This window comes from Xanthobacter lutulentifluminis, from assembly GCF_043194675.2.
Lineage (GTDB): Bacteria > Pseudomonadota > Alphaproteobacteria > Rhizobiales > Xanthobacteraceae > Xanthobacter.
The window spans coordinates 3124825-3146047 of record NZ_CM195525.1 but is presented as its reverse complement, the minus strand read 5'-3'; the positions used below and the strand labels follow the sequence as shown (position 1 = coordinate 3146047).

21 protein-coding genes are annotated in these 21223 nt (G+C 71.5%); 14 read left to right on the top strand and 7 right to left on the bottom strand.

The genetic code is table 11. From position 1 onward, the window contains the following. Positions 1-70 precede the first annotated feature (70 nt). A complete protein-coding gene (locus V5F49_RS14495) occupies positions 71-229 on the top strand; it encodes a hypothetical protein (RefSeq protein ID WP_394116977.1) in 159 nt (52 codons plus the stop codon). On the opposite strand, the gene V5F49_RS14490 is transcribed toward V5F49_RS14495, so the two are convergent. From V5F49_RS14490 to V5F49_RS14480, 3 genes are all read right to left on the bottom strand, one after another. Beyond that, positions 216-1811, bottom strand: coding sequence for an AMP-binding protein (locus V5F49_RS14490; protein WP_394116976.1), 1596 nt, complete (start codon positions 1809-1811; stop codon positions 216-218). The genes V5F49_RS14495 and V5F49_RS14490 overlap by 14 nt on opposite strands. Positions 1812-1891: 80 nt before the next feature. Further along, positions 1892-2347, bottom strand: coding sequence for a MaoC family dehydratase (locus V5F49_RS14485; protein ID WP_394116975.1), 456 nt, complete (start codon positions 2345-2347; stop codon positions 1892-1894). 167 nt (positions 2348-2514) lie between these two features. Then, positions 2515-4113, bottom strand: a complete 1599-nt coding sequence (locus V5F49_RS14480; protein WP_394116974.1) for an AMP-binding protein — start codon at positions 4111-4113, stop codon at positions 2515-2517. A 243-nt stretch (positions 4114-4356) separates the two neighbouring features. Here V5F49_RS14480 and V5F49_RS14475 point away from each other — a divergent pair, with 243 nt between their 5' ends. From V5F49_RS14475 to V5F49_RS14440, 8 genes are all read left to right on the top strand, one after another. Further along, positions 4357-5505: an acyl-CoA dehydrogenase family protein gene (locus tag V5F49_RS14475; protein ID WP_394116973.1), complete on the top strand. Its 1149-nt coding sequence runs from the start codon at positions 4357-4359 to the stop codon at positions 5503-5505. Between the two features lies 1 nt (position 5506). Continuing rightward, positions 5507-6517 carry a thiamine pyrophosphate-dependent dehydrogenase E1 component subunit alpha gene (locus tag V5F49_RS14470; protein WP_394116972.1) on the top strand — a complete coding sequence of 337 codons (1011 nt, stop codon included), beginning with the start codon at positions 5507-5509 and terminating at the stop codon, positions 6515-6517. Between the two features lies 1 nt (position 6518). Next, positions 6519-7502 (top strand): alpha-ketoacid dehydrogenase subunit beta, encoded by a 984-nt coding sequence (locus V5F49_RS14465; RefSeq protein ID WP_394116971.1) that lies wholly within the window; start codon positions 6519-6521, stop codon positions 7500-7502. Continuing rightward, positions 7499-8284 (top strand): enoyl-CoA hydratase/isomerase family protein, encoded by a 786-nt coding sequence (locus V5F49_RS14460; RefSeq protein WP_394116970.1) that lies wholly within the window; start codon positions 7499-7501, stop codon positions 8282-8284. Before V5F49_RS14465 ends, V5F49_RS14460 begins: the two co-directional genes overlap by 4 nt. A 22-nt stretch (positions 8285-8306) precedes the next feature. Then, complete coding sequence (locus tag V5F49_RS14455) at positions 8307-8534, top strand: biotin/lipoyl-containing protein (protein ID WP_509210696.1); 228 nt, start codon at positions 8307-8309, stop codon at positions 8532-8534. 2 nt (positions 8535-8536) lie between these two features. Then, the gene (locus V5F49_RS14450) at positions 8537-9001 is read left to right on the top strand and encodes a MaoC/PaaZ C-terminal domain-containing protein (RefSeq protein ID WP_394116968.1); all 465 of its coding nucleotides are present in this window, start codon (positions 8537-8539) and stop codon (positions 8999-9001) included. A 12-nt stretch (positions 9002-9013) separates the two neighbouring features. Next, the gene (locus tag V5F49_RS14445) at positions 9014-9703 is read left to right on the top strand and encodes a nitroreductase (protein WP_394116967.1); all 690 of its coding nucleotides are present in this window, start codon (positions 9014-9016) and stop codon (positions 9701-9703) included. Positions 9704-9771: 68 nt separating this feature from the next. Further along, entirely contained in the window at positions 9772-10092 is a 321-nt protein-coding gene (locus V5F49_RS14440; protein ID WP_394116966.1) for a YciI-like protein, read from the top strand. A gap of 31 nt (positions 10093-10123) precedes the next feature. On the opposite strand, the gene V5F49_RS14435 is transcribed toward V5F49_RS14440, so the two are convergent. After that, on the bottom strand, positions 10124-11122 hold the full coding sequence (locus V5F49_RS14435) for an AraC family transcriptional regulator (RefSeq protein WP_394116965.1): 999 nt from the start codon (positions 11120-11122) through the stop codon (positions 10124-10126). Positions 11123-11265: 143 nt separating this feature from the next. On the opposite strand from V5F49_RS14435, the gene V5F49_RS14430 reads away from it, so the two are divergent. From V5F49_RS14430 to V5F49_RS14410, 5 genes are all read left to right on the top strand, one after another. After that, positions 11266-12696, top strand: a complete 1431-nt coding sequence (locus tag V5F49_RS14430; protein ID WP_394116964.1) for a DUF1254 domain-containing protein — start codon at positions 11266-11268, stop codon at positions 12694-12696. A 176-nt stretch (positions 12697-12872) separates the two neighbouring features. Beyond that, positions 12873-13466: a hypothetical protein gene (locus V5F49_RS14425; protein WP_394116963.1), complete on the top strand. Its 594-nt coding sequence runs from the start codon at positions 12873-12875 to the stop codon at positions 13464-13466. Positions 13467-13910: 444 nt separating this feature from the next. Next, positions 13911-14750: a polyphosphate kinase 2 family protein gene (locus V5F49_RS14420; RefSeq protein WP_394116962.1), complete on the top strand. Its 840-nt coding sequence runs from the start codon at positions 13911-13913 to the stop codon at positions 14748-14750. A gap of 131 nt (positions 14751-14881) precedes the next feature. After that, the gene (locus tag V5F49_RS14415; protein ID WP_394116961.1) at positions 14882-16162 is read left to right on the top strand and encodes an ArsB/NhaD family transporter; all 1281 of its coding nucleotides are present in this window, start codon (positions 14882-14884) and stop codon (positions 16160-16162) included. Positions 16163-16513: 351 nt separating this feature from the next. After that, complete coding sequence (locus V5F49_RS14410; protein ID WP_394116960.1) at positions 16514-17230, top strand: MgtC/SapB family protein; 717 nt, start codon at positions 16514-16516, stop codon at positions 17228-17230. An 8-nt stretch (positions 17231-17238) separates the two neighbouring features. On the opposite strand, the gene V5F49_RS14405 is transcribed toward V5F49_RS14410, so the two are convergent. From V5F49_RS14405 to V5F49_RS14395, 3 genes are read right to left on the bottom strand one after another with little or no spacing between them, the layout of a single operon-like run. Further along, on the bottom strand, positions 17239-18864 hold the full coding sequence (locus tag V5F49_RS14405; protein ID WP_394116959.1) for an MFS transporter: 1626 nt from the start codon (positions 18862-18864) through the stop codon (positions 17239-17241). Further along, positions 18861-19307 carry a DoxX family protein gene (locus tag V5F49_RS14400; RefSeq protein ID WP_394116958.1) on the bottom strand — a complete coding sequence of 149 codons (447 nt, stop codon included), beginning with the start codon at positions 19305-19307 and terminating at the stop codon, positions 18861-18863. Before V5F49_RS14400 ends, V5F49_RS14405 begins: the two co-directional genes overlap by 4 nt. A gap of 3 nt (positions 19308-19310) precedes the next feature. Continuing rightward, the gene (locus tag V5F49_RS14395) at positions 19311-21194 is read right to left on the bottom strand and encodes an amidohydrolase (protein ID WP_394116957.1); all 1884 of its coding nucleotides are present in this window, start codon (positions 21192-21194) and stop codon (positions 19311-19313) included. Positions 21195-21223 lie beyond the last annotated feature (29 nt).

Sequence of the window (21223 nt, the reverse complement as noted above, 5' to 3'; positions counted from 1 at the left end):
CCTGATGCGTTCCGCGAGGCAAGGGGCTGCCCGCGTCGGGTGCAAACAAGCCGGGCGCCTCGGCTTCCGCGTGAAGTGGCGCGCGATCGTGACCCGCGATGCGGCGTGCTCCGCCTCCGATGCCCGGCACGACACGGTGCCCGCCATGCCGGAGACCCGCCTGTCGGTTCAGGTGGAGGTTTCCGGCGTGGAGGCGATCCCGGCGCGCCGGCGGCTCAGCGCCGGGTGATGGCGCCGCTCTTCCAGTCGCGCGCGAACAGGCGGGCGCCCTCGCCCGGCTCCTTCAGCAGGAACTTCTGGACCTTCTGGTTCGCCGTCTTCGGCAGCGCCTCGCGCATCTCGATGAAGCTCGGCACCCAGAAGCGCGGCATGGTGGCCTCGCAGAAGGCCCACAGCTCCGCCGCATCCAGCTCGACGCCGGGGCGCGGCACCACCACCACCTTCACCTCGTCCTCGCCGAGATCGGAGGTGACGGCGACCGCGGCGCATTCCATCACGCCGGGATGCTGGTTCACCGCGAACTCCAGCTCGTAGGAGGAGATGTTCTCGCCGCGCCGGCGGATCGCATCCTTCTTGCGGTCCACGAAGTAGAGATAGCCGTCCTCGTCCAGCCGGCCGTTGTCGCCGGTGTGGAACCACAGGTTCCGGAAGGTTTCGAGCGTGGCGTCGGGGCGGCCGTAATATTCCTTCACCATGGAGAAGGGGCGGCGCGGCCGCACCGCGATCTCGCCCACGGTGCCGGCGGGCACGGGCTGGTCACGGTCGTCCAGCACCGCCACCTCGAACGTCTCCGCATTGGGCCGGCCGCATGACTGCGGACGCCGCACCTCGTCGAAATCGTGGGCGGAGACGATGCCGGTCTCGGTGGCGCCGTACACCTCGACGATGCGGCACCCGAACCGTTCCTCGAACGCGGGGTTGCGGTTGCCGATGTAATAGGCGCGGGCCGGCTGGGTGGCGTCGTCGGCCCGCTCCGGCTGCTTCAGCAGGATCGGCACCATGGAGAAGATGCCGTGCACCACGTCCGCCTTCGCGCGGCGCACGTCGTCCCAGTAGGTGGAGGCCGAGAAGCGCGGCGAGACGGTGATGCGCGCCCCGCTCAGCAGCGCCGGCATCACCCCCAGCCACGCGCCGATGGCGTGGAACAGGGGCAGCGGCGTGTAGATCGCCTCATGGGGCCGGAACGCGAGGAAGCGGATCCAGTCGAGCGCGAAGGTGGTCACGTGCGCGTTGAGGCACAGCACGCCCTTCGACGGCCCGGTGGTGCCGGAGGTGAAGCTGATGGCGTGGGGATGGTCATAGCCGACCTCGACGCCGGGATCGCGGTCGGACGCGGTATGGAAATCGGGCAGCAGATTCACCGCCGCGTGCTGGAGGATGGCGTCCGGCACCGTCGCCGGCTGCGTCAGGATGACGTGCCGCAGCTGCGGAATGCCGGCCACCACCTCGGCCAGGACGCCGAGGAACTCGGGGTCGATGACGATGTGCGTGACGTCGGCGTGATGCAGCTGGTAGCGCAGGATCTCGCCCTTGTATTCGGTGTTGATGGGCACGTAGATCGCGCCGATCTTGGCCGCGCCGAACCAGGCTTCGAGAAAGCCGGGAGAATTGCGCGCGAAGATCGCCAGCTTCGCGAAGCCGGCGAGCCCGCACTCCGCAAGCGCGTTGGCGACGCGGTTGGTGCGCAGGTGAAAGGCGCCGTAGCTGGCGACCTCCTCGCCGAACTGCAGGAACGGCGCCTCCGGCGTCCGCTCGGCCGCCGCGCGCAGCCGCGCCGTGACGACCCGCTCCTCAAGCGTCAGGTCCAGCACTCGTTCCTCCCGTGTTGGCGGCCTGCATCGACGGCGGCCGCAGGCATGTGCGATGCGCGCGGGGCGGCGCCCCGGCGCGGTCAGGCGGCCGACGGTTCGCCGTGCGGACGGCGCGGCACGAAGATGAGCACCTCGCCCTCCACCACCGTCTCTGCGTTCACGAGGCAGGCGGTCGTGAGGGTGATGCGCGACTTTTCCCGATCGATGGCGGCCAGGGTGGCGCGCACCAGCACCGCGTCGCCGATGAACACCGGGCGGCGGAAGCGCAGGCTCTGGCTCATGTAGATGCCGTTGCGGCCCGGCAGGTCCATGCCGATGATGCCGGTGATGAAGGACGCCGTGAGCAGCCCGTGCGCGAGCCGCCGGCCGAAGCGCGAGCGCCGGGCGAAATCGTCGTCCACGTGCAGCGGGCTGTAGTCGCCGGTGAGGCCGGCGAACGCCAGGATGTCCGCATCGGTGATGACGTGCCGGCGCTCGGCGGTCTGGCCGGGGACGAAATCGTCGAGATAGAGGTCGGTGGCGGTCGGATAGGCCATGGCGATGTCCTCGGTCCGGGGAGCGCGGCGGCGCGGGAGCGCGCAGGCGGCAGGCGGCAGGCCGCCGCCGGCGCACACCGGCGGCACGCCCGTTCAGGTCCGGCCGGTGGCCGCGGGGACCTAAGGTCGCGTCCCGCGCCCTGCCGCCGGCGCCGGGGGCGACGCGCTCAGCCGGGCGCGCGCGCCGGCCGGCTCGCGGCGGCAGCGGCGGCGCGGCTGATCTTCAGGCCCACCTTCTCGCAGTCCCACGTGGCGTCCGAATTGCCGAGCGCCCGCAGCTCCGTCTTGCGGATCTTCATGGTGGGCGTGCGCGGCAGCTCGCTGCGGAACTCGATGAAGCGCGGCACCATGAAGTAGGGCATGTTGGCCATGGCGTAGTGGAAGATCTCCTCGGCGGTGGCGCTGCCCGGCTCCTTCAGCACGATGATGGCCTTCACCTCCTCCTCGCCCACTTCCGAGGGCATGGGGATGACCGCGCATTCGGAGATGGCGGGGAAGGCGTTCAGCACCCGCTCCACCTCGAACGAGGAGATGTTCTCGCCCCGCCGGCGGATGGCGTCCTTCAGCCGGTCGAGGAAATAGAGATAGCCCTCGGCGTCCATGTAGCCGCGATCGCCGGTGTGGAACCAGCAGTCGGTGAGCACTTCCAGCGTCTTGTCCGGCATGCCGAAGTATCCGGACATCATGGTCGCCGGCCGGCGCGGCCGCACGCAGATCTCGCCTGCCTCGCCCGGCTGCGCGCGATTGCCGAAGGGATCCTGGATCTCGATCTCGAAATGCGGGCTGGCCCGTCCGGCGGCGCCGCGCGGGGTGGGGTCCGTCAGGCGCGAGTAGGCGACGAGGTTGGATTCGGTCGCGCCATAGCCCTCGATGAAGCGGATGCCGAAGCGCGCCTCGAACTGCGCCTTGAACTCCCACGGCACCGGCACCGCATAGATGAGCCGCAGCGGATTGTCGGCATCGTCCGGGCGCGGCGTCTGGGAGTTCAGCATGTGGCACAGCCCGCCCACCGCCGCCGACACCGTGACCTGGTGCGCGCGCACGTCGCTCCAGAAGTTGGAGACGCTGAACACGGAGCGCAGCAGCATGCGCCCGCCCGCCAGCAGGGTGCCGAGCGCGACGAACTTCGCCGCCACGTGGAAGAACGGCAGGAAATTGTAGGTGGTGTCCGCCTCGGTGAGGCCGGCGATCTCGCGGAACGACTGACCGTAGCAGACCTGGTGGCGATGGCTCATCACCACCCCCTTGGAGCGCCCGGTGGTGCCCGAGGTGAAGACGATGCACGAGGGCTGGCGGGGATCGGCCTCGCCGGCCGGCGGCACGAACGGAGCATCGCTCTCGAGCACCTCCGGCAGCACGATGCGGTCGGCGGCGACCAGCCCCTCGGCGGCGGCGCGGAAGGCGTCGATGAAGTCTGCCGCGACGACGCACAAGGACGGCTCGGCGGTCTCGATCAGCTGGCGCAGCAGCAGGCCCCTGTAGGCCGGGTTCACCGGCGTCTCCACCGCGCCCACCCGCGAGATGGCGAACCACAGGCCGAGATGCAGCCGGCCCGCCGGCAGCATCACCATCACCCGCTCGCCGGCGCCGACGCCGGCCTGCTGGAGCGCCGACGCCACGCGCAGCGAGAGGCCGGCGATGTCCGCATAGGACCACGCCGCGCCATCCATCATCGCATAGGTGCGCGCGCCGAGCCGGCCCGCCTGTTCGTCCAGCAGCCGGTGCAGCGTGTCGGGCAATGCATCGAACGCGTAGGTGTCGTGCATCGTTCCTCCCCAATCAATGTCTTGTTTGAATGATGCCATGAGCGGATCACTTACGCCAGCTCGCAAATCCGCGCAACAGAAACAGTGCATCTGCATGGATTTGCGCCGGGATGGCCGCCTTGACATTTGAACGGTCGTTTGATCTTGTGATGGTCGACGGGCGGGCCTGACGGGCCATCGGACGGGCCCGCCGCAGGGCGACGCCGGTGCGCGGCGCGCCGCAATTCTCCAGGGAGGCAGGCAATGGAATTCGCTCTCAGCGAAGAGCAGCGGGAGCTCCGCTCGATGGTGCGGGACTTCGCGGAAACGCAGGTGGCGCGGGCCCAGGAGCAGATGGACGCCGACCACGAGTTTCCCTACGACGTCTGGGCCCGCTGGAGCGATCTCGGCATGGCCGGCATCCTCATCCCCGAGGAGTTCGGCGGCAGCGGCCTCGATTCCCTCACCTACATCCTGGCCATGGAGGAGGTGGGCCGCGTCAGCCAGACCTTCGCGCTGATCTGGCAGGTGCATGTGCTGGTGGCCAACATGTACGTGCAGCTCGGCTCGGCCGAGCAGAAGGCCAAGTGGCTCCCGCACTTCGCCCGCGGCGAGAAGCTCGGCGCCATCGCGCTGACGGAATCCGGCGCCGGCTCCGACACCGCCGGCATGCGCACCCGCGCGGTGCGCGATTCCAACGCGGGCTGGCTCCTCAACGGCGACAAGATCTTCATCTCCAACGCCGGCACCAGGATCAGCGACGGCACCGTGGTGATGGCGGTGACCGGCGAGCGCGCCAACGGGCGCAAGGCCATCTCCTCCTTCATCCTGCCCGCGGGCACGCCGGGCTACGAGCTCGGCCAGTCGTTCGACAAGATGGCCTGGCACGGCATGGACAACCGCGAGCTCGTGTTCAACGACGTCCGCCTGCCCAACGAGTGCCTGCTCGGCATCGAGGGCGAGGGGCTGAAGCAGGCGCTGGGCGGGCTCAATCTCGGGCGCATCGTGTTCGGCACGCTGGGCGGCGCGCTGATCCAGGCCTGCCTCGACGAGGCGCTGGCCTACGCCAAGGAGCGCAAGCAGTTCGGCAAGCCGCTCAGCACCTTCCAGCTCACCCAGGCCAAGCTCGCCGACATGGCCGCCCACGCCGAGGCGGTGCGCAGCTTCGCCCGCCGCGTCGCCTGGATGCACGCCGAGCGGCAGGACTGCCACACCGAGGCCGCCATGCTGAAGCTGGTGGGCACGCGCCTCGCCATCGAGGCCGCGGCCGAGGCCTACCAGATCCACGGGGGCTACGGCTTCATGCACGAATATCGCGTCAACCGCCTCTACCGGGAGGCGCAGATCCTCGCCATCGGCGAGGGCACCAACGAGATCCAGCAGATCCTCGTCGCCCGCGCGCTCGGGTGCTGACATGAAGTCCCGCGCGCTCACCGCTTCCGTGCCCGGCGCCCAGGACGCCGGCATCCCCGCCGAGGTCGCCCGGCGCCTGTACCGCACCATGTGCGAGATCCGGCGCTTCGAGGAGGTCGCCAGCGAACGCTACAAGCAGGGCGAACTGCCCGGCTTCATCCATCTCTCGCTGGGCCAGGAGGCGTGCGCCGCCGGCGCCTGCGCCACGCTGGAGCCGGGCGACTACATCACCAGCACCCATCGCGGGCACGGCCATTGCCTCGCCAAGGGCGCGGACCCTGCGCGCATGATGGCGGAGCTGTTCGCCAAGGCGCAGGGCTACGGCAAGGGGCGCGGCGGCTCCATGCACATCGCCGACGTGTCGGCCGGCGTGCTGGGCGCCAACGGCATCGTCGGCCAGTCCATGGGCCTCGGCATCGGCGCGGCGCTGTCGGCGCAGGTGAAGGGCCGCGACACCGTGGTCATCGCCTTCTTCGGCGAGGGCGCCTCCGGTGCCGGCATCGCCCACGAGGCGATGAACATGGCGGCCATCTGGAAGCTGCCCATCATCTTCTTCTGCGAGGCCAACATGTTCGCCGAGCTCTCGCCGTTCGGCACCCATGTGAGCGTGCCCGACGTGGCCGAGCGCGCGGCCGCCTACGGCTTTCCCGGCATCACCGTGGACGGGGAGGACGTGTTCGCCGTCTACGCCGCGGTGAAGCAGGCGGTGGACCGCGCCCGGCGCGGCGGCGGGCCGGCGCTGGTGGAGGCCAAGACCTTCCGCTGGCACGGCCACTACGAGGGCGACCCGCAGGCCTACAAGTCGGACACCGACCGTGCCCGCGCCGAGACCTTCGACCCCATCCGCCGCGCGCGGCAGCAGGCGGGCGAGGCGCTCGGCCTGAAGGCGCGGGAGCTCGACGACATCGAGAGCCGGGCGCGCGCGCGCATCGACGACGCTGCCGCCTGGGCGGCGGGGCTGCAGAGCCCGCCCGCCTCGGCCCTCACCGAAGACGTCTACGCGGAGGCTTGAGGTGGCCAAGACCAAGTATTACCAGGCGCTCACCCGCGCCCTGCGCGAGGAGATGGAGCGCGACGAGCGCGTCATCCTCATGGGCGAGGACGTGGGCGAGAGCGGCGGCATCTTCGCCCAGACGCGCGGCCTTCACGCCGCCTTCGGCGCCAGCCGCGTGCGCGACACGCCCATCGCCGAGAACGGCTTCGTCTCGGCCGCCGTCGGCGCCGCCATGACCGGCCTGCGGCCGGTGGTGGAGATCGGCTTCGAGGACTTCGTGACCGCCTGCATGGACCCGCTGGTGAACCAGGCGGCCAAGCTGCGCTACATGCTCGGCGGGCAGGTTTCCATCCCGCTCCTGCTCTACACCTTCGGCGGCGGCGGCGTGAACGCCGGGCCGCAGCACTCCCAGAGCCTCGCCGCGTGGTTCGCCCACGTGCCCGGCCTGAAGGTGGTGCAGCCCGCCACGCCGGCGGACGTGCTCGGCCTCATCAAGTCGGGCATCCGCGACGACAATCCGGTGATCTGCCTGCTCTCCAAGAAGCTCATCGGCACCACCGGCGAGGTGCCGGATGCGGGCAGCGAGCATCTGGTCCCGCTCGGCGTCGCGGAGGTGAAGCGCTCAGGCCGCGACGTGACGCTGCTCTGCGTCGGGCAGATGGTGCAGGCGGGGCTGAAGGCCGCCGCCCTGCTCGCCGCGGAGGGGATCGAGGCGGAGGTGATCGATCCGCGCTCCGTCAGCCCGCTGGACATGGCCACGGTGATCACCTCGGTGCGACGCACCGGGCGCCTGTGCGTGGTGCACGAGGCGCACGGCTTCTTCGGCCTCGGGGCGGAGGTGATCGCCGCGGTGAGCGAGGCGGGCGTGCCGCTCAAGGCGCCGCCGCGCCGCGTCACGCCGCCATTCGCGCCGAGCCCGTTCACCCCGGCGCTGGAAGCGCTCTACCTGCCCTCGCCCGAGCGCATCGCGCAGGCGGTGGCGGCCATGCTGGAGCCGGCATGATGGCGTTCGAGACCATCACCGTCGAGGATCGCGGCGCCGCCCGCTGGATCACCCTCAACCGCCCGCGGGTGCTGAACGCCATGAACCGCCAGTGCATCCGCGAATGCATCGCGGCGGTGGTGGAGGCAGGCGACGCGCCGCAGGTGCGCACCCTCGTGTTCACCGGGTCCGGCGAGCGCGCCTTCACCGCCGGCGCCGACATCAGCGAGCTGCGCGGCTTCGGCCCCAACGAGGTGCTGGGCTACAACCGCGACTGGCTGGACCTATTCCGCCGCATCGAGGCGTGCCGCAAGCCGGTGATCGCCGCCGTGCGGGGCTGGGCCACCGGCGGCGGCACCGAGCTGTCGCTGGCCTGCGACTTCGTCGTCTGCACCCCCTCGGCGCGGTTCGGCCTCAGCGAGATCAGGATCGGCGTGATCCCCGGCGCGGGGGCCGGCGTGCGGCTCACCCGCTGGGTCGGGCGGCTGCGCGCCAAGGAGCTGCTGATGCTCGGCCGCCTGCTGCCCGGCCCGGAAGCCGTGGAGTGGCAGCTGGCCAACCGCTGCGTCGCCGAGGACCGGCTGGAGGCCGAGACCGCCGCCCTGTGCGAGGAGCTGTCGCAGATGGCGCCGCTCGCGCTCGGCGCCGCGAAGGCCACCGTCAACACCGGCGCCGAGGCGAGCTTCGACGTGGCGCTCGAATACGAGCTGCAGGAATTCGTGCGCCTGTTCGCCAGCGCCGACCAGAAGGAGGGGATGAGCGCCTTTCTCGAGAAGCGCCCGCCCCGCTACACCGGAAACTAGGGAACGAGAGATGAAGATCCGGGTGAAGGTTCCGAAGGTGGGGCTGACCGTCGAGGAGGTGACCCTCTCGACCTGGGAGAAGCAGGAGGGCGACGCTGTCGCCGCCGAGGAGACGATCGCCACCGTGGAGGGCGACAAGGCCACCTTCGAGGTGACCTCGCCCGCCGCGGGAAAACTGTTGAAAAAGCTGGCCGTTGAAGGTGACGTTGTACCCGTGGGCGGGGAGATCGCCCTCGTGGAGATCGGCTAGCGATGCAGTGTGGGCTTTATTTCGACGAGCTTCGGCAGGGCGCGCAGTACAAGACTGCGCGCTTCACCGTCACCGAGGACGCGATCATCCGCTTCGCGATGGAGTGGGACGCCCAGCCGTTCCATGTGGATTCCATCGCCGCGCAGGAGAGCGTGTTCGGCGCGCTGGTGGGCAGCGGCCTGCATACGCTGATGCTCAGCTACCGGCTCTACTTCGACCACGGGCTGCTCAAGGGCACGGCCCTCGCCGGCCTCGGCATCGACCGCATCCGCTTCCACCGCCCGCTCATGCCGGGCGCGACGATCCAGGTGGAATACGCGTTCGGCGAGGTGCGGGCCTCCACCAAGCCCGGCCGCGGCATCGTGCGGATCGACCTGACCACCCGCGACCAGGACGGGGAGATCATCCTGACCTTCTCGCTCAGCGCCCTCGTGGCCACCCGCCCCGCAACCGATGCGGCGACATAGGAGACGCGTTCCATGACCGACGCCGGCACGACGCCCCGCCTCGGCGTCGCCGAGGCCATCGAGGGGCGCCGCAGCATCCGCGCCTTCCGGCCGGACCCGGTGCCGCGCCCGCTGGTCGAGCAGGTGCTCGCCACCGCCGGGCGCGCGCCCAGCGGCTCCAACATCCAGCCCTGGCGTGTCCACGTCGTCACCGGCGCGCGCAAGGCGCAGATCGAGGGCGAGATGCTCGCCGCCTTCGATGCCGGCGACTTCGGCGCGGACGAGTACCAGTATTATCCCGCGCCCTGGCGCGAGCCGTTCCTCGCCCGCCGCCGCAAGACCGGATGGGGGCTCTACTCCCTGCTCGGCATCACCCGCGACGACAAGGCCGGCATGGCGCGCCAGCTGCGCCGGAACTACCTGTTCTTCGATGCCCCGGTGGGGCTGATCTTCACCATCGACCGGGACCTGCCGGTGGGCAGCTGGCTCGACTACGGCATGTTCCTCCAGTCGGTGATGCTGGCGGCGCGGGGGGTGGGGCTGGAGACCTGCCCGCAGCAGGCGTTCGCGGCCTATCACGCAATCTTGCGGCCGGCGCTCGGCATTGCGCCGGAGCAGCTGGTGGTGTGCGGCATGTCGCTCGGCTACGCCGACTGGTCGGCGCCGGTGAACGGCTTCGTCACCGAGCGCGAGCCGCTGGACAGCTTCGTCACCTTCGCCTGACGCGGACCGCCCCGCAGCCCCGCCCGTCCGCCCCCCGCTAACCGGCCCCGCCCGCCGCGCGAGACCCCATGCGCCACTATCTCCTGTTCTATGACCTCGCGCCGGATTTCGCGGCGCGCCGCGCGCCGCTGCGGCAGGTGCACCTCGACCATGCGTGGGCGGCCAGCGACCGGGGCGATCTGGTCCTCGCCGGCGCGCTCGCCGGGCCGGCGGACGGCGGCATCCTGCTGTTCCGCGCGCCCGGACCCGAGGTGGCGGAGGCGTTCGCCCGCGCCGACCCCTATGTGACCGGCGGGCTCGTCTCGCGCTGGCGGGTGCAGGAATGGGTAACGGCGGTGGGGGCGGATGCGTGCGCGCCCACCAGCCGTCAGCCGCCGGCGACCGCCTGAGACCGCGCCGGCCCGCGCCTTCGCGCGCCCCTCAGTCGGGCCTGCCGGCGGCCGCGACCCGCCAGGCGCTCGGCGTCGTGCCGATCCAGCGCCGGAATGCCCGCACGAAATTGCTGTGGGCGGAGAAGGACAGCGCGGCGGCGATCTCGCCCACCGGCAGGTCGGTGAGGGCGAGCAGCTCCTGGGCGGCCCGCGCCCGCACCTCGTCGCGGATGGCGACGAATGAGGTGCCGGCCTCCAGCAGCCTGCGGTTCAGCATGCGCGGATGCATCTCCAGCCGCTGCGCCACCGCCGCGAGGGAATAGGCGTCCTGCATCAGGAGCGGCTTCAGGCGGTGCATCAATACTGCGACCGGATCGGCCGGATCGACCCGCATCATCGCCGCGACCTGCCGTGACAGCGCCTCATGCCGGGCCGCGTCGGCGTGCGGGTTAGCGAGCTTCAGGTCGGACCGGGGCAGCACCACGCAGGACTGGTACTGATCGAACCGCACCGGCGCCTTCAGAATGGCCTCGAACGCGGCGGGATCGGCCGGCGCGCGGTGGCACAACAGCACCTCCGACACGCTGGCGCGCCCGCCCGTCAGCGTCCGCACGAGATTGACCGCCACCGCCATGGTCAGGCCATAGGCATGGCGCGCGCCGGGATGGTGCCGCGCATAGATGCCGAAGCCGAGGGTGACCGCCTCCCCCACCGGATAGGCATAGACGGTCGCCCCGCGCGACAGCCCGATCTGCAGCGGGACATAGGCGCGGACCGCCTCGCCCAGGGTTGGGCTCGCGTGCATCAGCGCGCCCACCGGCCCCAGCGAGCGGTGATCGTAGCGCGCGCCCAGCAGCAGGCCGAAGTGCGGATGCCCGCTCAGCCGCGCGCAATTGGCCAGCAATTGCAGGGCCTCGCTGAACGGAATGCGGGAATCCGGCTCCAGGGTCTCGGGGGTGAACGACAGGCCTGCGCAGGCCGCGCCCGGATCGCCGCCCAGCTCCCGCAGCAGGGCCGGCGCCCCGGCGAGCCCCGCTGCCCGTTGCAAAGGAACGCTCTCCGGCTGCATCGTGCCCCACATGATGTCGCGCAAAGATAAACGCTGAACGGGCGACTTCTATAGCATCCCGCCGCGCTGCACGACCGACGATTCGGGGCTCCCGGGGGATGTCGTCAGGGGAGGAAATGATGATGAAGATTTCCAGGCGCTCGGTCTCGGCCGGGCTCGGCCTTCTCGGCGCCGGCACGGCGCTCGGAAGCGCCTCTGCGGAAGGCCTCATCCATGAGCTGGCTTCCGATGTGGAGGACCTGCGCGCGGCCTCCGAGGCCTACATCTACGGCTATGCCCTGGTGACCATGGAGATGACCCGGCGGGTGATGACCAATGTCGCATCCGCGGAAGGCTCCCGCGCCCCCATGGGGCAGTTCGTGCGCATGCGCAGCTACCCCGATGCCAGCTTCCGCGACGTGACCGCCCCAAACGCCGACACGCTCTACACCACCGCGTGGGTCGACGTGGGCAAGGAGCCGTGGATCGTCGGCCTGCCGGACATGAAGGGGCGCTACTTCCTGTTCCCCATGCTCGACGGCTGGACCAACGTGTTCCAGGTGCCCGGCACCCGCACCACCGGCACCGGCGCCCAGACCTATGCCATCACCGGCCCCGGCTGGAAGGGCACGCTGCCCGCCGGCGTGGTGGAATACAAGTCCCCCACCGCCATGGTCTGGCTGCTCGGCCGCATCTACTGCACCGGCACGCCCGAGGACTATGCCGCGGTGCATGCCCTGCAGGATGCCTGCAAGCTCTATCCCCTCAGCGCCTGGGGCAAGGACTACACCGCCCCCGCCGGCCAGGTGAGCCCAGCCATCGACATGAAGACGGCGGTGCGCGACCAGGTGAACGCGCTGAGCGGCGTCGAATACTTCACCCTGCTCGCGCAGCTGCTGAAGACCAACCCGCCCGCCGCGGCGGATGCGCCCATCCTGCCCAGGCTGGCGCAGATCGGCGTCGTGCCCGGCAAGGACTTCGACCCGAAGGCCGCCGACCCGGCGATCCTCAACAAGGTGCCGAAATTCAGCTTCGACCGCATCATGCTGCATTTCGTCACCGGGCCGGAAATCAAGAACGTGAACGGCTGGCGCTTCACCACGAAGACCGGCCTCTACGGCACCGACTACATCCAGCGCGCGCTGATCGCGGCCATCGGCCTCGGCGCCAACCGGCCCGAGGACGCGGTCTATCCCACCTCGCCGAAGTCCGGCGGCGGCGTGCTCGCCCGCAAGTACGACGGCGCCAACACGTATGTGATGCACTTCCCCAAGGGCCAGCTGCCGCCGGTCAAGGGGTTCTGGTCTGTGACCATGTACGACGAGAACTATTTCTTCGTCGCCAATCCCATCAACCGCTATTCCATCAGCGCGCGACAGGATCTGAAGAAGAACCCCGACGGCTCGGTGGATCTCTACATCCAGCACGCGTCGCCCGGCGCGGACAAGGAATCCAACTGGCTGCCGGCGCCCGCCGGCACGTTCGTGCTCATGATGCGCCTGTACTGGCCGAACCCGAAGAAGCCGTCGATCCTCGACGGCAGCTGGACCATTCCGTCCGTCACCGCGGTCTGACCGCCGCGCCGGCCCGGCGCCCGGCCTCACGAACCCGCGCCCGTCCCGGCGGACGGCGCCGCAACAGGATGCCCTGAGGGCGACGGCCTCCGCCGCCGCCCCGGCGACAGCCCGCTCCTGCACACCTCCCGAAAACCGTCCGGCAATCCGCCGGCTTTCCCGGAAAGATGAAGATCATGACCAAGCGCATGCTCCAGCTGGCGGCCGTCGCGGCCTGCCTTGCCGCCGCCGCCCCCGCATCGGCCCAGCCGAAGCCGGCCGCCGTGGACGTGGTGACGCTGCCCGGCGTCGGCACCGCGTCGATCCTCTCCTACAAGGTCCGGTTCGTCTCGGCCGATCCCGCCACCCGCCGCGTGGTGCTGGAGACCCCCTCGGGCGAGCGCTGGGCCGTGATCGCCCCGCCGCTGGTGGGCGACCTCTCCTATTTCCGCGTCGGCCAGAACCTGCTGATCCGCAAGCTGCCGGGCGTGGTGACCGCCGTCGCCAAGCCCGACAAGGGCAAGTCCGGCGACGTGCTCAACGAGGTGGTGGTGGACGCCGGCCTGCCCGGCCTGCCCGAGGGCTTCGGCGTGCGCGAGATCACCCTCGCCGCGCCGGTGGTGTCGGTGGATGCCGCTGCCGGCACCGTCAGCTTCCCCGGCCCGGACGGCTACCTGCGCACCCTGAAGGCCGGCAACGGCGAGGTGCTCGCCAGCCTCCAGAAGCTGCAGCCCGGCGCCGTCGCCAAGCTGACCTACGTGGAAGGCCTCGCCATCAACGCGGTGCAGTGAGCGGCCGGGCGCGCCTTCCGGCCGCCCGCCCCTTCCCGTCGCCCGCGGGGGACGCTTCCTGCCCGGCGCGCGCCGCGGCAGGCTCCGGTGGCCGCGCGCGGCGGGGGATGCGCGCGGCCACCGGCACTCGCGCGCGCCGCCGCGCGGCGCCCGTCCCCGCCCGGCGCCCTGCCGCCCGGTGCCCTTCCCACCCGGCGCTCCTCCCAGCCAGCGCTCCTCGCCGCGCTTCCCCTGCGCCATTGGTCACGCCGCCGCTTCCGCCGGCGCCCGCCCGGCCCTCCGCTTCCGAACCAGCCCGGCCGGGGCGCGGGCAATTTTCTCCCCGGCGCCCCTCGCCGCGCTTCCCTGCCCGCGCTCCCGCTTATGTCAACGCAGCCGGCCGCGCTCCGGGGCAAGATGGCGGCCCCGCCATCCGGCGGCGGCACCGGCGGGAGGGAGGGTGCGATGGACCTGCGCAGGAAGCTCGTGGTCGAGCCCGGCAGCCGCGTGAAGCTGAAGGACGTGGACGCCGCCTTTCACGGCGACTACGCCTCCGGCGACCATGCCAAAGAGGATCTGGCGCGGAACGCCGCCCGCCTCGCCGAGCTGCAGCAGCGCATGTACGGCGAGAAGAAGCACGCCCTCCTGGTGGTGCTGCAGGGCATCGACGCCGCCGGCAAGGACGGCACCTGCTGGCATGTGGTGGCGGCGATGAACCCGCAGGGCACCTCCGTCACCGGCTTCAGGCAGCCCACCGAGGAGGAGCGCCTGCACGATTTCCTCTGGCGCGTGCACCCCCACGCCCCCGGCCTCGGGCAGGTGGCGGTGTTCAACCGCTCGCACTACGAGGACGTGCTGGTGGTGCGGGTGCACGACCTGGTGCCGCGGGAGGTCTGGTCGAAGCGCTACGACCGCATCAACGAGTTCGAGAAGCTGCTGACGGAAAGCGGCGTCACCATCCTCAAGTTCTTCCTCTACATCACGCCGCAGGAGCAGCTCGCCCGCTTCCGCCAGCGGCTGGACGACCCCGCCCGGCAATGGAAGATCAGCGCCGCCGACTACAGGGAGCGCGCCTGCTGGAACCAGTATGCGGAGGCCTACGAGGACATGCTGGAGAAATGCTCCACGCATCACGCCCCGTGGTATGTCATTCCCTCCAACCACAAGTGGTTCCGCAATCTCGCGGTCTCGAGCATCATCGGAAGGACGCTGGAGGACATGGACCTGAAGCTGCCCGCCCCCACCGTCGACCTCGACGAGATCCGCCGCGAGTACCACGCCGCCGCCGCAGGTCCCGCCGCCTGAACCGCGCCTGAGGAGACCTTGCCCGGCCGGGGCGCCGCAGGTGCAGCAGCGGCGGCGCGCGCCACCGGCTGCACGCTCCACCCGCCGCCCCCCGCGCAACCGCCCGCCCCGCAACCGGACGACAAAGCCCCATGGACATCACCCTCCTCATCTTCGTGCTGGTCTACGTGGCCATGGGCGCCGGCAAGCTGCCGGGCACCATGGTGGACCGCACCGGCGCGGCGGTGATCGGCGCCCTGGCGGTGATGGCGGCGGGCGGCATCAGCGCGCAGGGCGCGTGGGACGCCATCGACTACCGCACCATCGGCATGCTGTTCGGGCTGATGGTGGTGTCGGCTGCGTTCGTGGTGTCGAACTTCTATGCCTGGACCGCGCAGCGCGTCGCCACCCTCGAGGTGGGCCCGCCGGCGCTGCTGGGCGTGCTGGTGGCGGTGGGCGGCCTGCTCTCAGCGCTGCTCACCAATGACGTGGTGGTGGTGGCCATGACGCCGCTGCTGGTGTCGCTGACGCTGGCGCGCGGGCTCAATCCGGTGCCGTTCCTGCTGGCCTTCTGCTTCGCTGCCAACACCGGCTCCTCCGGCACCCTCATCGGCAGCCCGCAGAACATGATCGCGGCGCAGGGGCTGGGGCTGTCCTTCAACGGCTTCCTCGGCGCCGCCGGGCTGCCGGCGCTCGCCTCCCTGCCGATCGTGTGGGGCATCGTGTGCCTGATGTACCGCGGGCGCTGGACCCTCGCGCCCTCACCCGCGCAGCCCGCCGGCGGCCGGGCGACGGCCGCGCAAGGAACGGCCGCGCAAGGAACAGCCGCGCGGGAGACGCCCGCGCTCGACCTGTGGGAGACGGCCAAGGCCGGCATCGTCACCCTCGCCGTGGTGGCCGCCTTCATCGCCAGTCCGTGGCCGCGCGAGCTGGTGGCCCTGACGGCGGCGGCCTTCCTGCTCATCAACCGCACCATCGCCTCGTCGGACATGCTGAAGCACGTGGACGGCAACCTGCTCCTGCTCATCATGGGCCTGTTCGTGGTGAACGCGGCCATGGCGGCCACCGGCCTGCCGGAACATCTCCTGGCGGGGCTGCGGGGCGCCGGCATCGACCTGACGCAGCCCCTGTCCCTGTTCCTGGTCTCCGGCGTGCTCAGCAACGCCGTGGGCAACAACCCGGCCGTGATGCTGCTGGTGCCGCTGCTGAAGCCGGGCCCCGAGGCCGATGCGCTCGGCGCGGCGCTGGCGCTGGGCACCGGCTTTTCCAGCAACCTCATCGTGTTCGGCAGCCTTGCCGGCATCATCGTGGTGGAGCAGGCGGCGGCGAGCGGGGTGAAGATCTCGTTCGGCGAATTCGCCCGCGCCGGCGTGCCCGTCACCCTCGCCTGCATGGCGCTCGCCGCCGCGTGGATCGCGCTGATGACTGCCTGAGGGCTCGGCCGCCGTCGCTCTCCCGTCCCGCGCGGCCGGCGGCGGGTCGGCACGCGGTGGAAGGGCGCGAGGGCGCGGGTGGAGCCATGGGCATCGGGCGGCAGGGCGGCGAGCACGGCGCGGCGGCGAAGCCCCATTGCGCCCCTGCCGCCGCAGCGGTGGCGTTGCCCGCGGGCATGGCGGGGCGCTCACGGTCGGGACGCCCTCCGGTTAGGCCGCTCCCGGCGGACCACCGCAGGCCGCGAGACACGCGCCACGGGGCGGCGGCCTTGGCCCCGGCGCGGCGGCCGGGCTTGAAACGCGGGCGCGGCTGGTGTTCCTGAGGTCCGCCCCTCAGCAGGAGACCCGCACGTGCCACTGTCCGCGCCCATCGGTTCCGGCGCCCTGTCCATCGCGCCCAACCTCGCGGTGGCGCTGGTGCTGGGCATGCTCATCGGCATCGAGCGGCAGTGGCGCCAGCGGCACACCGGGCTCAACACCCACGCGCTGGTGGCGCTGGGGGCGGCGGCCTTCACCTCGCTGGCGGTGCTGATCGAGGAGGCCGCCGACGTGCGCATGGGCGGGCAGGTGGTGACGGGCATCGGCTTCCTCGGCGCCGGCCTCATCATGCGCGACGGGCTGAACGTGCGCGGCCTCGCCGGGGCGGCGACCGTGTGGGCCACCGGCGCGGTGGGCACCCTCGCCGGCTATGGCTTCCTGCTGGAGGCGGTGGAGGCGAGCGTATTCGTGCTGCTCATCAACGCCGCGGCGCCGCGCCTCAGCCAGCTGGTGGAGCGCTACGCGCCCGCCGACGACCTCTCGGAGCGGTTCTACATCGTCGAACTCACCTGCGCCGCGCGCGACGAGGCCGCCTTCCGCGCCCGGCTGCTGGAGGCCATGAGCGTGCACAAGCTGCGCCTGCACAGCCTGGAAAGCCACGCCCTGAAGGAGAGCGGCAAGGTGGAGGTGGAGGCCATGGTCTATTCGGCGCGGCAGGAAGACACGCTGGTGGAGCATCTGGTGGGCGAGCTCAGCCTCGACCCCGGCATCTTCTCCACCAGCTGGACCTCGACCGCCCCGCCCGAATAGCCCCGCCCTCAGGGCAGCGCGGAGAGGCCGATGCAGTGGCGCACCCGGGGCGGACCCTCGCCGCGATGCCATTTCAGCGCCTCGGCCTGCACATCCGCATCGGCGTGGGACACGCGGCGGTGCTGGCGCAGGTGCTCGGCCCAGGATTCCACCAGGAACCATTCCACCAGCAGCCCGGGATCGGCGGCATCCTCGGTCACGCCCCAGCCATAGGCGCCGTCGCGGCGGCGGGCGGCCGAGAGGCGGCAGAGCGCATCGAGGAAGGCGGGCCGGTCCTCCTGCGCCACGCGGTATTCCACCAGGATCAGCACCGGCCCGCGATCCTGCGCCACGTCCTGCGCGAGCAGCGGCTCGGGCCAGTGGAGCGAGGGGGTCAGGTCCGCCTCCCCCTGCGGCAGGCGGATGCGGTGCAGCGCCAGCCCCGCCAGCGCCAGCCCCGCCCCGGCCGTCACCAGCGCGGCGGACAGGCCGATCTGCTGGGCGACGATGCCCCAGGTGATGCTGCCCGCCGCCATGGCGCCGTTGAACACCGTGAGATAGACCGCCAGCGCCCGCCCCCGCACCCAGTTGGGCAGGATCGACTGCGCGGTGGCGTTCAGCGTCGTCAGCGCGATGATCCACGCCCCGCCCATGGCCAGCAGGATCGGCACCGCCGCCCAACGCGGCGGGGCAAGGGCAAGGCTCGCCGTGGCCGCCGCCGTCACCAGCGCCGCCACAAGCACCATCCCGTCCGCATCGAGCCGGCCGCGCAGGCGCGGCATCAGCAGCGCGCCGAGGATGGCGCCCGCCCCCACCGAGCCGAGCAAGAGGCCGTAATAGGCCGCGTCGCCCTTCAGAAGCTCGCGCGCCACCAGCGGCAGCAGCGCCCAGACCGCGCTGGCGAAGGCGAAGAAGCAGGCAGCGCGCAGCAGCACCACATGCAGCTCGCGGCTGGAGCGGGCATAACGCAGGCCGGCGCGGAAGGCGCCGGCGAAGCTCTCGGAGAGCGCATCCTCGGCGCCGGGGGCGCGCCGCCACCACCACAGGGCGGCGATGACGAGGAGATAGCTCGCCACATCCGCGCCATAGGTCACCGCCGCGCCGAACGCCGCCAGCAGCACACCGCCCGCCGCCGGCCCGATGGCGCGGGCGATGTTGACGCCCAGCGAGTTGAGCGCCACCGCGCTCTTCATCTCGGCGCGGGGCACCAGCTCCGGCACGATGGACTGCCAGGTGGGCGCCACCAGCGCCGCCCCCACGCCGCCGAGGAAGGTGAGCGCCACCAGCGACGCCACCGTCATGGCGCCGGCAGAGGACAGCAGCAGCAGCGACAGGCTCACCAGCGCCAGTCCGGCCTGGATGACGATGAGAAAGCGCCGCCGGTCGAGGATGTCGGAGAGCACGCCGGCGGGGATGGCGAGCAGGAACACCGGCAGCATGGCCGCCGCCTGCACCATGGCCACCGCCGCAGGTGAGGCGGAGAGGTCCGTCACCAGCCACGCGCTCGCCACGTCGCGCATGAAGCTGCCGGTGTTGCCGAGCACGGTGGCGGCCCACAGCACGGCGAAGGTGGTGCGGCGCAGAGGGGCGAAGGCGCCGGCGGGGGCGGCGGGCGCGGGCGCGCCGGCGGGGGATGGGCTGTGGGTGTGGCTCACGGGGCCTCCTCGTCCGGTCGGTGGGCAGGAACACGGCCGGCAAGATCATGCCACGCCACGAGCACGAAGGCGCCGGCGAGGCCGAGATGCTCGAAGAAGGCGTTGGTGGCGGCGAAGCGCTCCGCCCCCGCCATCTCCCAGAAGCGGTTGGCGAGCAGCATGGCCAGCACCGTGAAGCCGGCGAGCGCGAGCGCCCCCAGCCACCGCAGCCGGCCCGACAGCACCAGCACCGGCGCGCCCAGCTCCAGCACGATCACCGCCAGCGCGAAGGCGGTGGCGGGCTTGAGCCCGAAATGGGCCATCTCGGCGGCGGCGCCCGGCAGGTCGAGCGCCTTGGCGAGGCCGCCGGCGATGTAGGCGGAGGTCAGCGCCAGCAGCGCCGCCCCGCGCACGAACGCGGGGGCGAGGAGGCGCCGGGCGAGCGCCGTCAGGGCCGCTCCCATGCCTCAGAACGCCCAGCAGGCGCAGCCCAGCGCCCCGAAGAAGGCGCCTGCGTCCGTCACCGGCAGGCCGGAGGCCCACGCCTGCGCATGGGCGTGGCCGTGGACGGTGCAGGCGCTGGCGCAGCCGCAGCCGGAGAAGGCGAGCCGGCGGGCGCCCTCCCCCTCGGCCCGGCGCGGCTGATAGCCGCCGAAGGTGCGCACGGGCGACCAGTCCGGCATGGCCGGAGGCAGGTCCGGCGCCAGGGTGCGGAACTCGCCGGCGCCATGCACCACCTTGCCGCCCAGCAGGGTGAGCACCGAGGTGATGTCGGCGATGCGGTCCTCGGGCGCGGAGAAGTAATCGTCCGAGAGCACCACAAGGTCGGCGAGCTGGCCGGCCTTCACCTGCCCCTTCTTCTCCGGCTCGGAGGAGAACCAGGTGTTGGCCCGCGTCCACAGGCCGAGCGCGTCCTCGCGGTCCAGCCGGTTGGCGGGCGGATAGAGCGCGAGCCCGCCCACGGTGCGCCCGGTGACCAGCCAGGAGAGGCAGACCCACGGATTGTAGGAGGCGACGCGGGTCGCATCCGTGCCCGCGCCCACCGGCACGCCGGCCTCCAGCATGCGGCGGATGGGCGGGGTGCGCTCGGCCGCGCGGGAGCCGTAGCGCTCGGCGAAGTATTCGCCCTGATAGGCCATGCGGTGCTGCACGGCGATGCCGCCGCCGAGCGCGGCGATGCGGTCGATGTTGCGCTCGGAGATGGTCTCCGCATGGTCGAAGAACCAGTTCAGCCCGTCGAACGGCACGTCCTTGTTCACCTTCTCGTACACGTCCAGGGCGCGCGAGATGGTCTCGTCATAGGTGGCGTGCAGGCGCCAGGGCCAGCGGTTTTCGGCCAAAAGCCGGATCACCGGCTCGAGGTCGCCTTCCATGTTGGGCGGCATGTCCGGGCGGGCCACCTGGAAGTCCTCGAAATCGGCGGCGGAATAGACCAGCATCTCGCCAGCGCCGTTGTGGCGGTAGAGGTCGTCCCCCTGCCCCGGCTTCACCTGCTTGGACCAGGCGGAGAAATCCGCCAGCTCCGCCTTGGGCTTCTGGGTGAAGAGATTGTAGGCGATGCGCACGGTGAGCTGCCCGTCGCGGTGCAGCTCCTCGATGATGGCATAGTCGTCCGGATAGTTCTGGAAGCCGCCGCCCGCGTCGATGACGGAGGTGACGCCCAGCCGGTTCACCTCGCGCATGAAGTGGCGGGTGGAATTCTTCTGGTATTCGGGCGGCAGCTTCGGGCCGCGCGCAAGCGTGGCGTAGAGGATGGTCGCGTTCGGCTTGGCCACCAGGAGGCCGGTGGGGTTGCCGGCGGCATCGCGCACGATCTCGCCGCCGGGCGGGTCCGGCGTCTCGCGGGTATAGCCCACGGCGCGCAGGGCGGCGGCGTTCAGGAGCGCCCGGTCATAGAGGTGGAGGATGAACACCGGCGTGTCGGGCGCGGCGGCGTTGATCTCCTCGAGGGTCGGCAGGCGCTTCTCGGCGAACTGGTGCTCGGTGAAGCCGCCCACCACGCGCACCCACTGCGGCGCCGGCGTCGCCGCCACCTGCCGGCGCAGCATGTCCATGGCGTCGGCGAGGCTGGTCACGCCGTCCCAGCGCAGCTCCATGTTGTAGTTCAGCCCGCCGCGGATGATGTGCATGTGGCTGTCGATGAGGCCGGGAATGACCCTGCGCCCGCCCACGTCGATGATGGCGCTCTTCGGCCCGGCGAGGCGCATCGCCTCGCGCGTCTCGCCGGCCAGCACCACCCGCCCCTCGCGCACCGCAACGGCCTCGGCCTGCGGGTTCTGGCGGTCGAGGGTGGCGACCTTGCCGTTGAAGAGGATGAGGTCGGCGGTTTCGGGGAGTGCGGTCTCGGTCACGGCTGGCCTCCTGAGGTCGGGGCGGGCTC

Coding starts and splice junctions, on each gene's coding strand:
- V5F49_RS14400 (WP_394116958.1), bottom strand. CDS start 19,307: ATGGGAGCGGCCCTGACGGCGCTCGCCCGGCGCCTCCTCGCCCCCGCG.
- V5F49_RS14485 (WP_394116975.1), bottom strand. CDS start 2,347: ATGGCCTATCCGACCGCCACCGACCTCTATCTCGACGATTTCGTCCCC.
- V5F49_RS14420 (WP_394116962.1), top strand. CDS start 13,911: ATGGACCTGCGCAGGAAGCTCGTGGTCGAGCCCGGCAGCCGCGTGAAG.
- V5F49_RS14470 (WP_394116972.1), top strand. CDS start 5,507: ATGAAGTCCCGCGCGCTCACCGCTTCCGTGCCCGGCGCCCAGGACGCC.
- V5F49_RS14445 (WP_394116967.1), top strand. CDS start 9,014: ATGACCGACGCCGGCACGACGCCCCGCCTCGGCGTCGCCGAGGCCATC.
- V5F49_RS14430 (WP_394116964.1), top strand. CDS start 11,266: ATGAAGATTTCCAGGCGCTCGGTCTCGGCCGGGCTCGGCCTTCTCGGC.
- V5F49_RS14440 (WP_394116966.1), top strand. CDS start 9,772: ATGCGCCACTATCTCCTGTTCTATGACCTCGCGCCGGATTTCGCGGCG.
- V5F49_RS14450 (WP_394116968.1), top strand. CDS start 8,537: ATGCAGTGTGGGCTTTATTTCGACGAGCTTCGGCAGGGCGCGCAGTAC.
- V5F49_RS14425 (WP_394116963.1), top strand. CDS start 12,873: ATGACCAAGCGCATGCTCCAGCTGGCGGCCGTCGCGGCCTGCCTTGCC.
- V5F49_RS14460 (WP_394116970.1), top strand. CDS start 7,499: ATGATGGCGTTCGAGACCATCACCGTCGAGGATCGCGGCGCCGCCCGC.
- V5F49_RS14415 (WP_394116961.1), top strand. CDS start 14,882: ATGGACATCACCCTCCTCATCTTCGTGCTGGTCTACGTGGCCATGGGC.
- V5F49_RS14480 (WP_394116974.1), bottom strand. CDS start 4,113: ATGCACGACACCTACGCGTTCGATGCATTGCCCGACACGCTGCACCGG.
- V5F49_RS14475 (WP_394116973.1), top strand. CDS start 4,357: ATGGAATTCGCTCTCAGCGAAGAGCAGCGGGAGCTCCGCTCGATGGTG.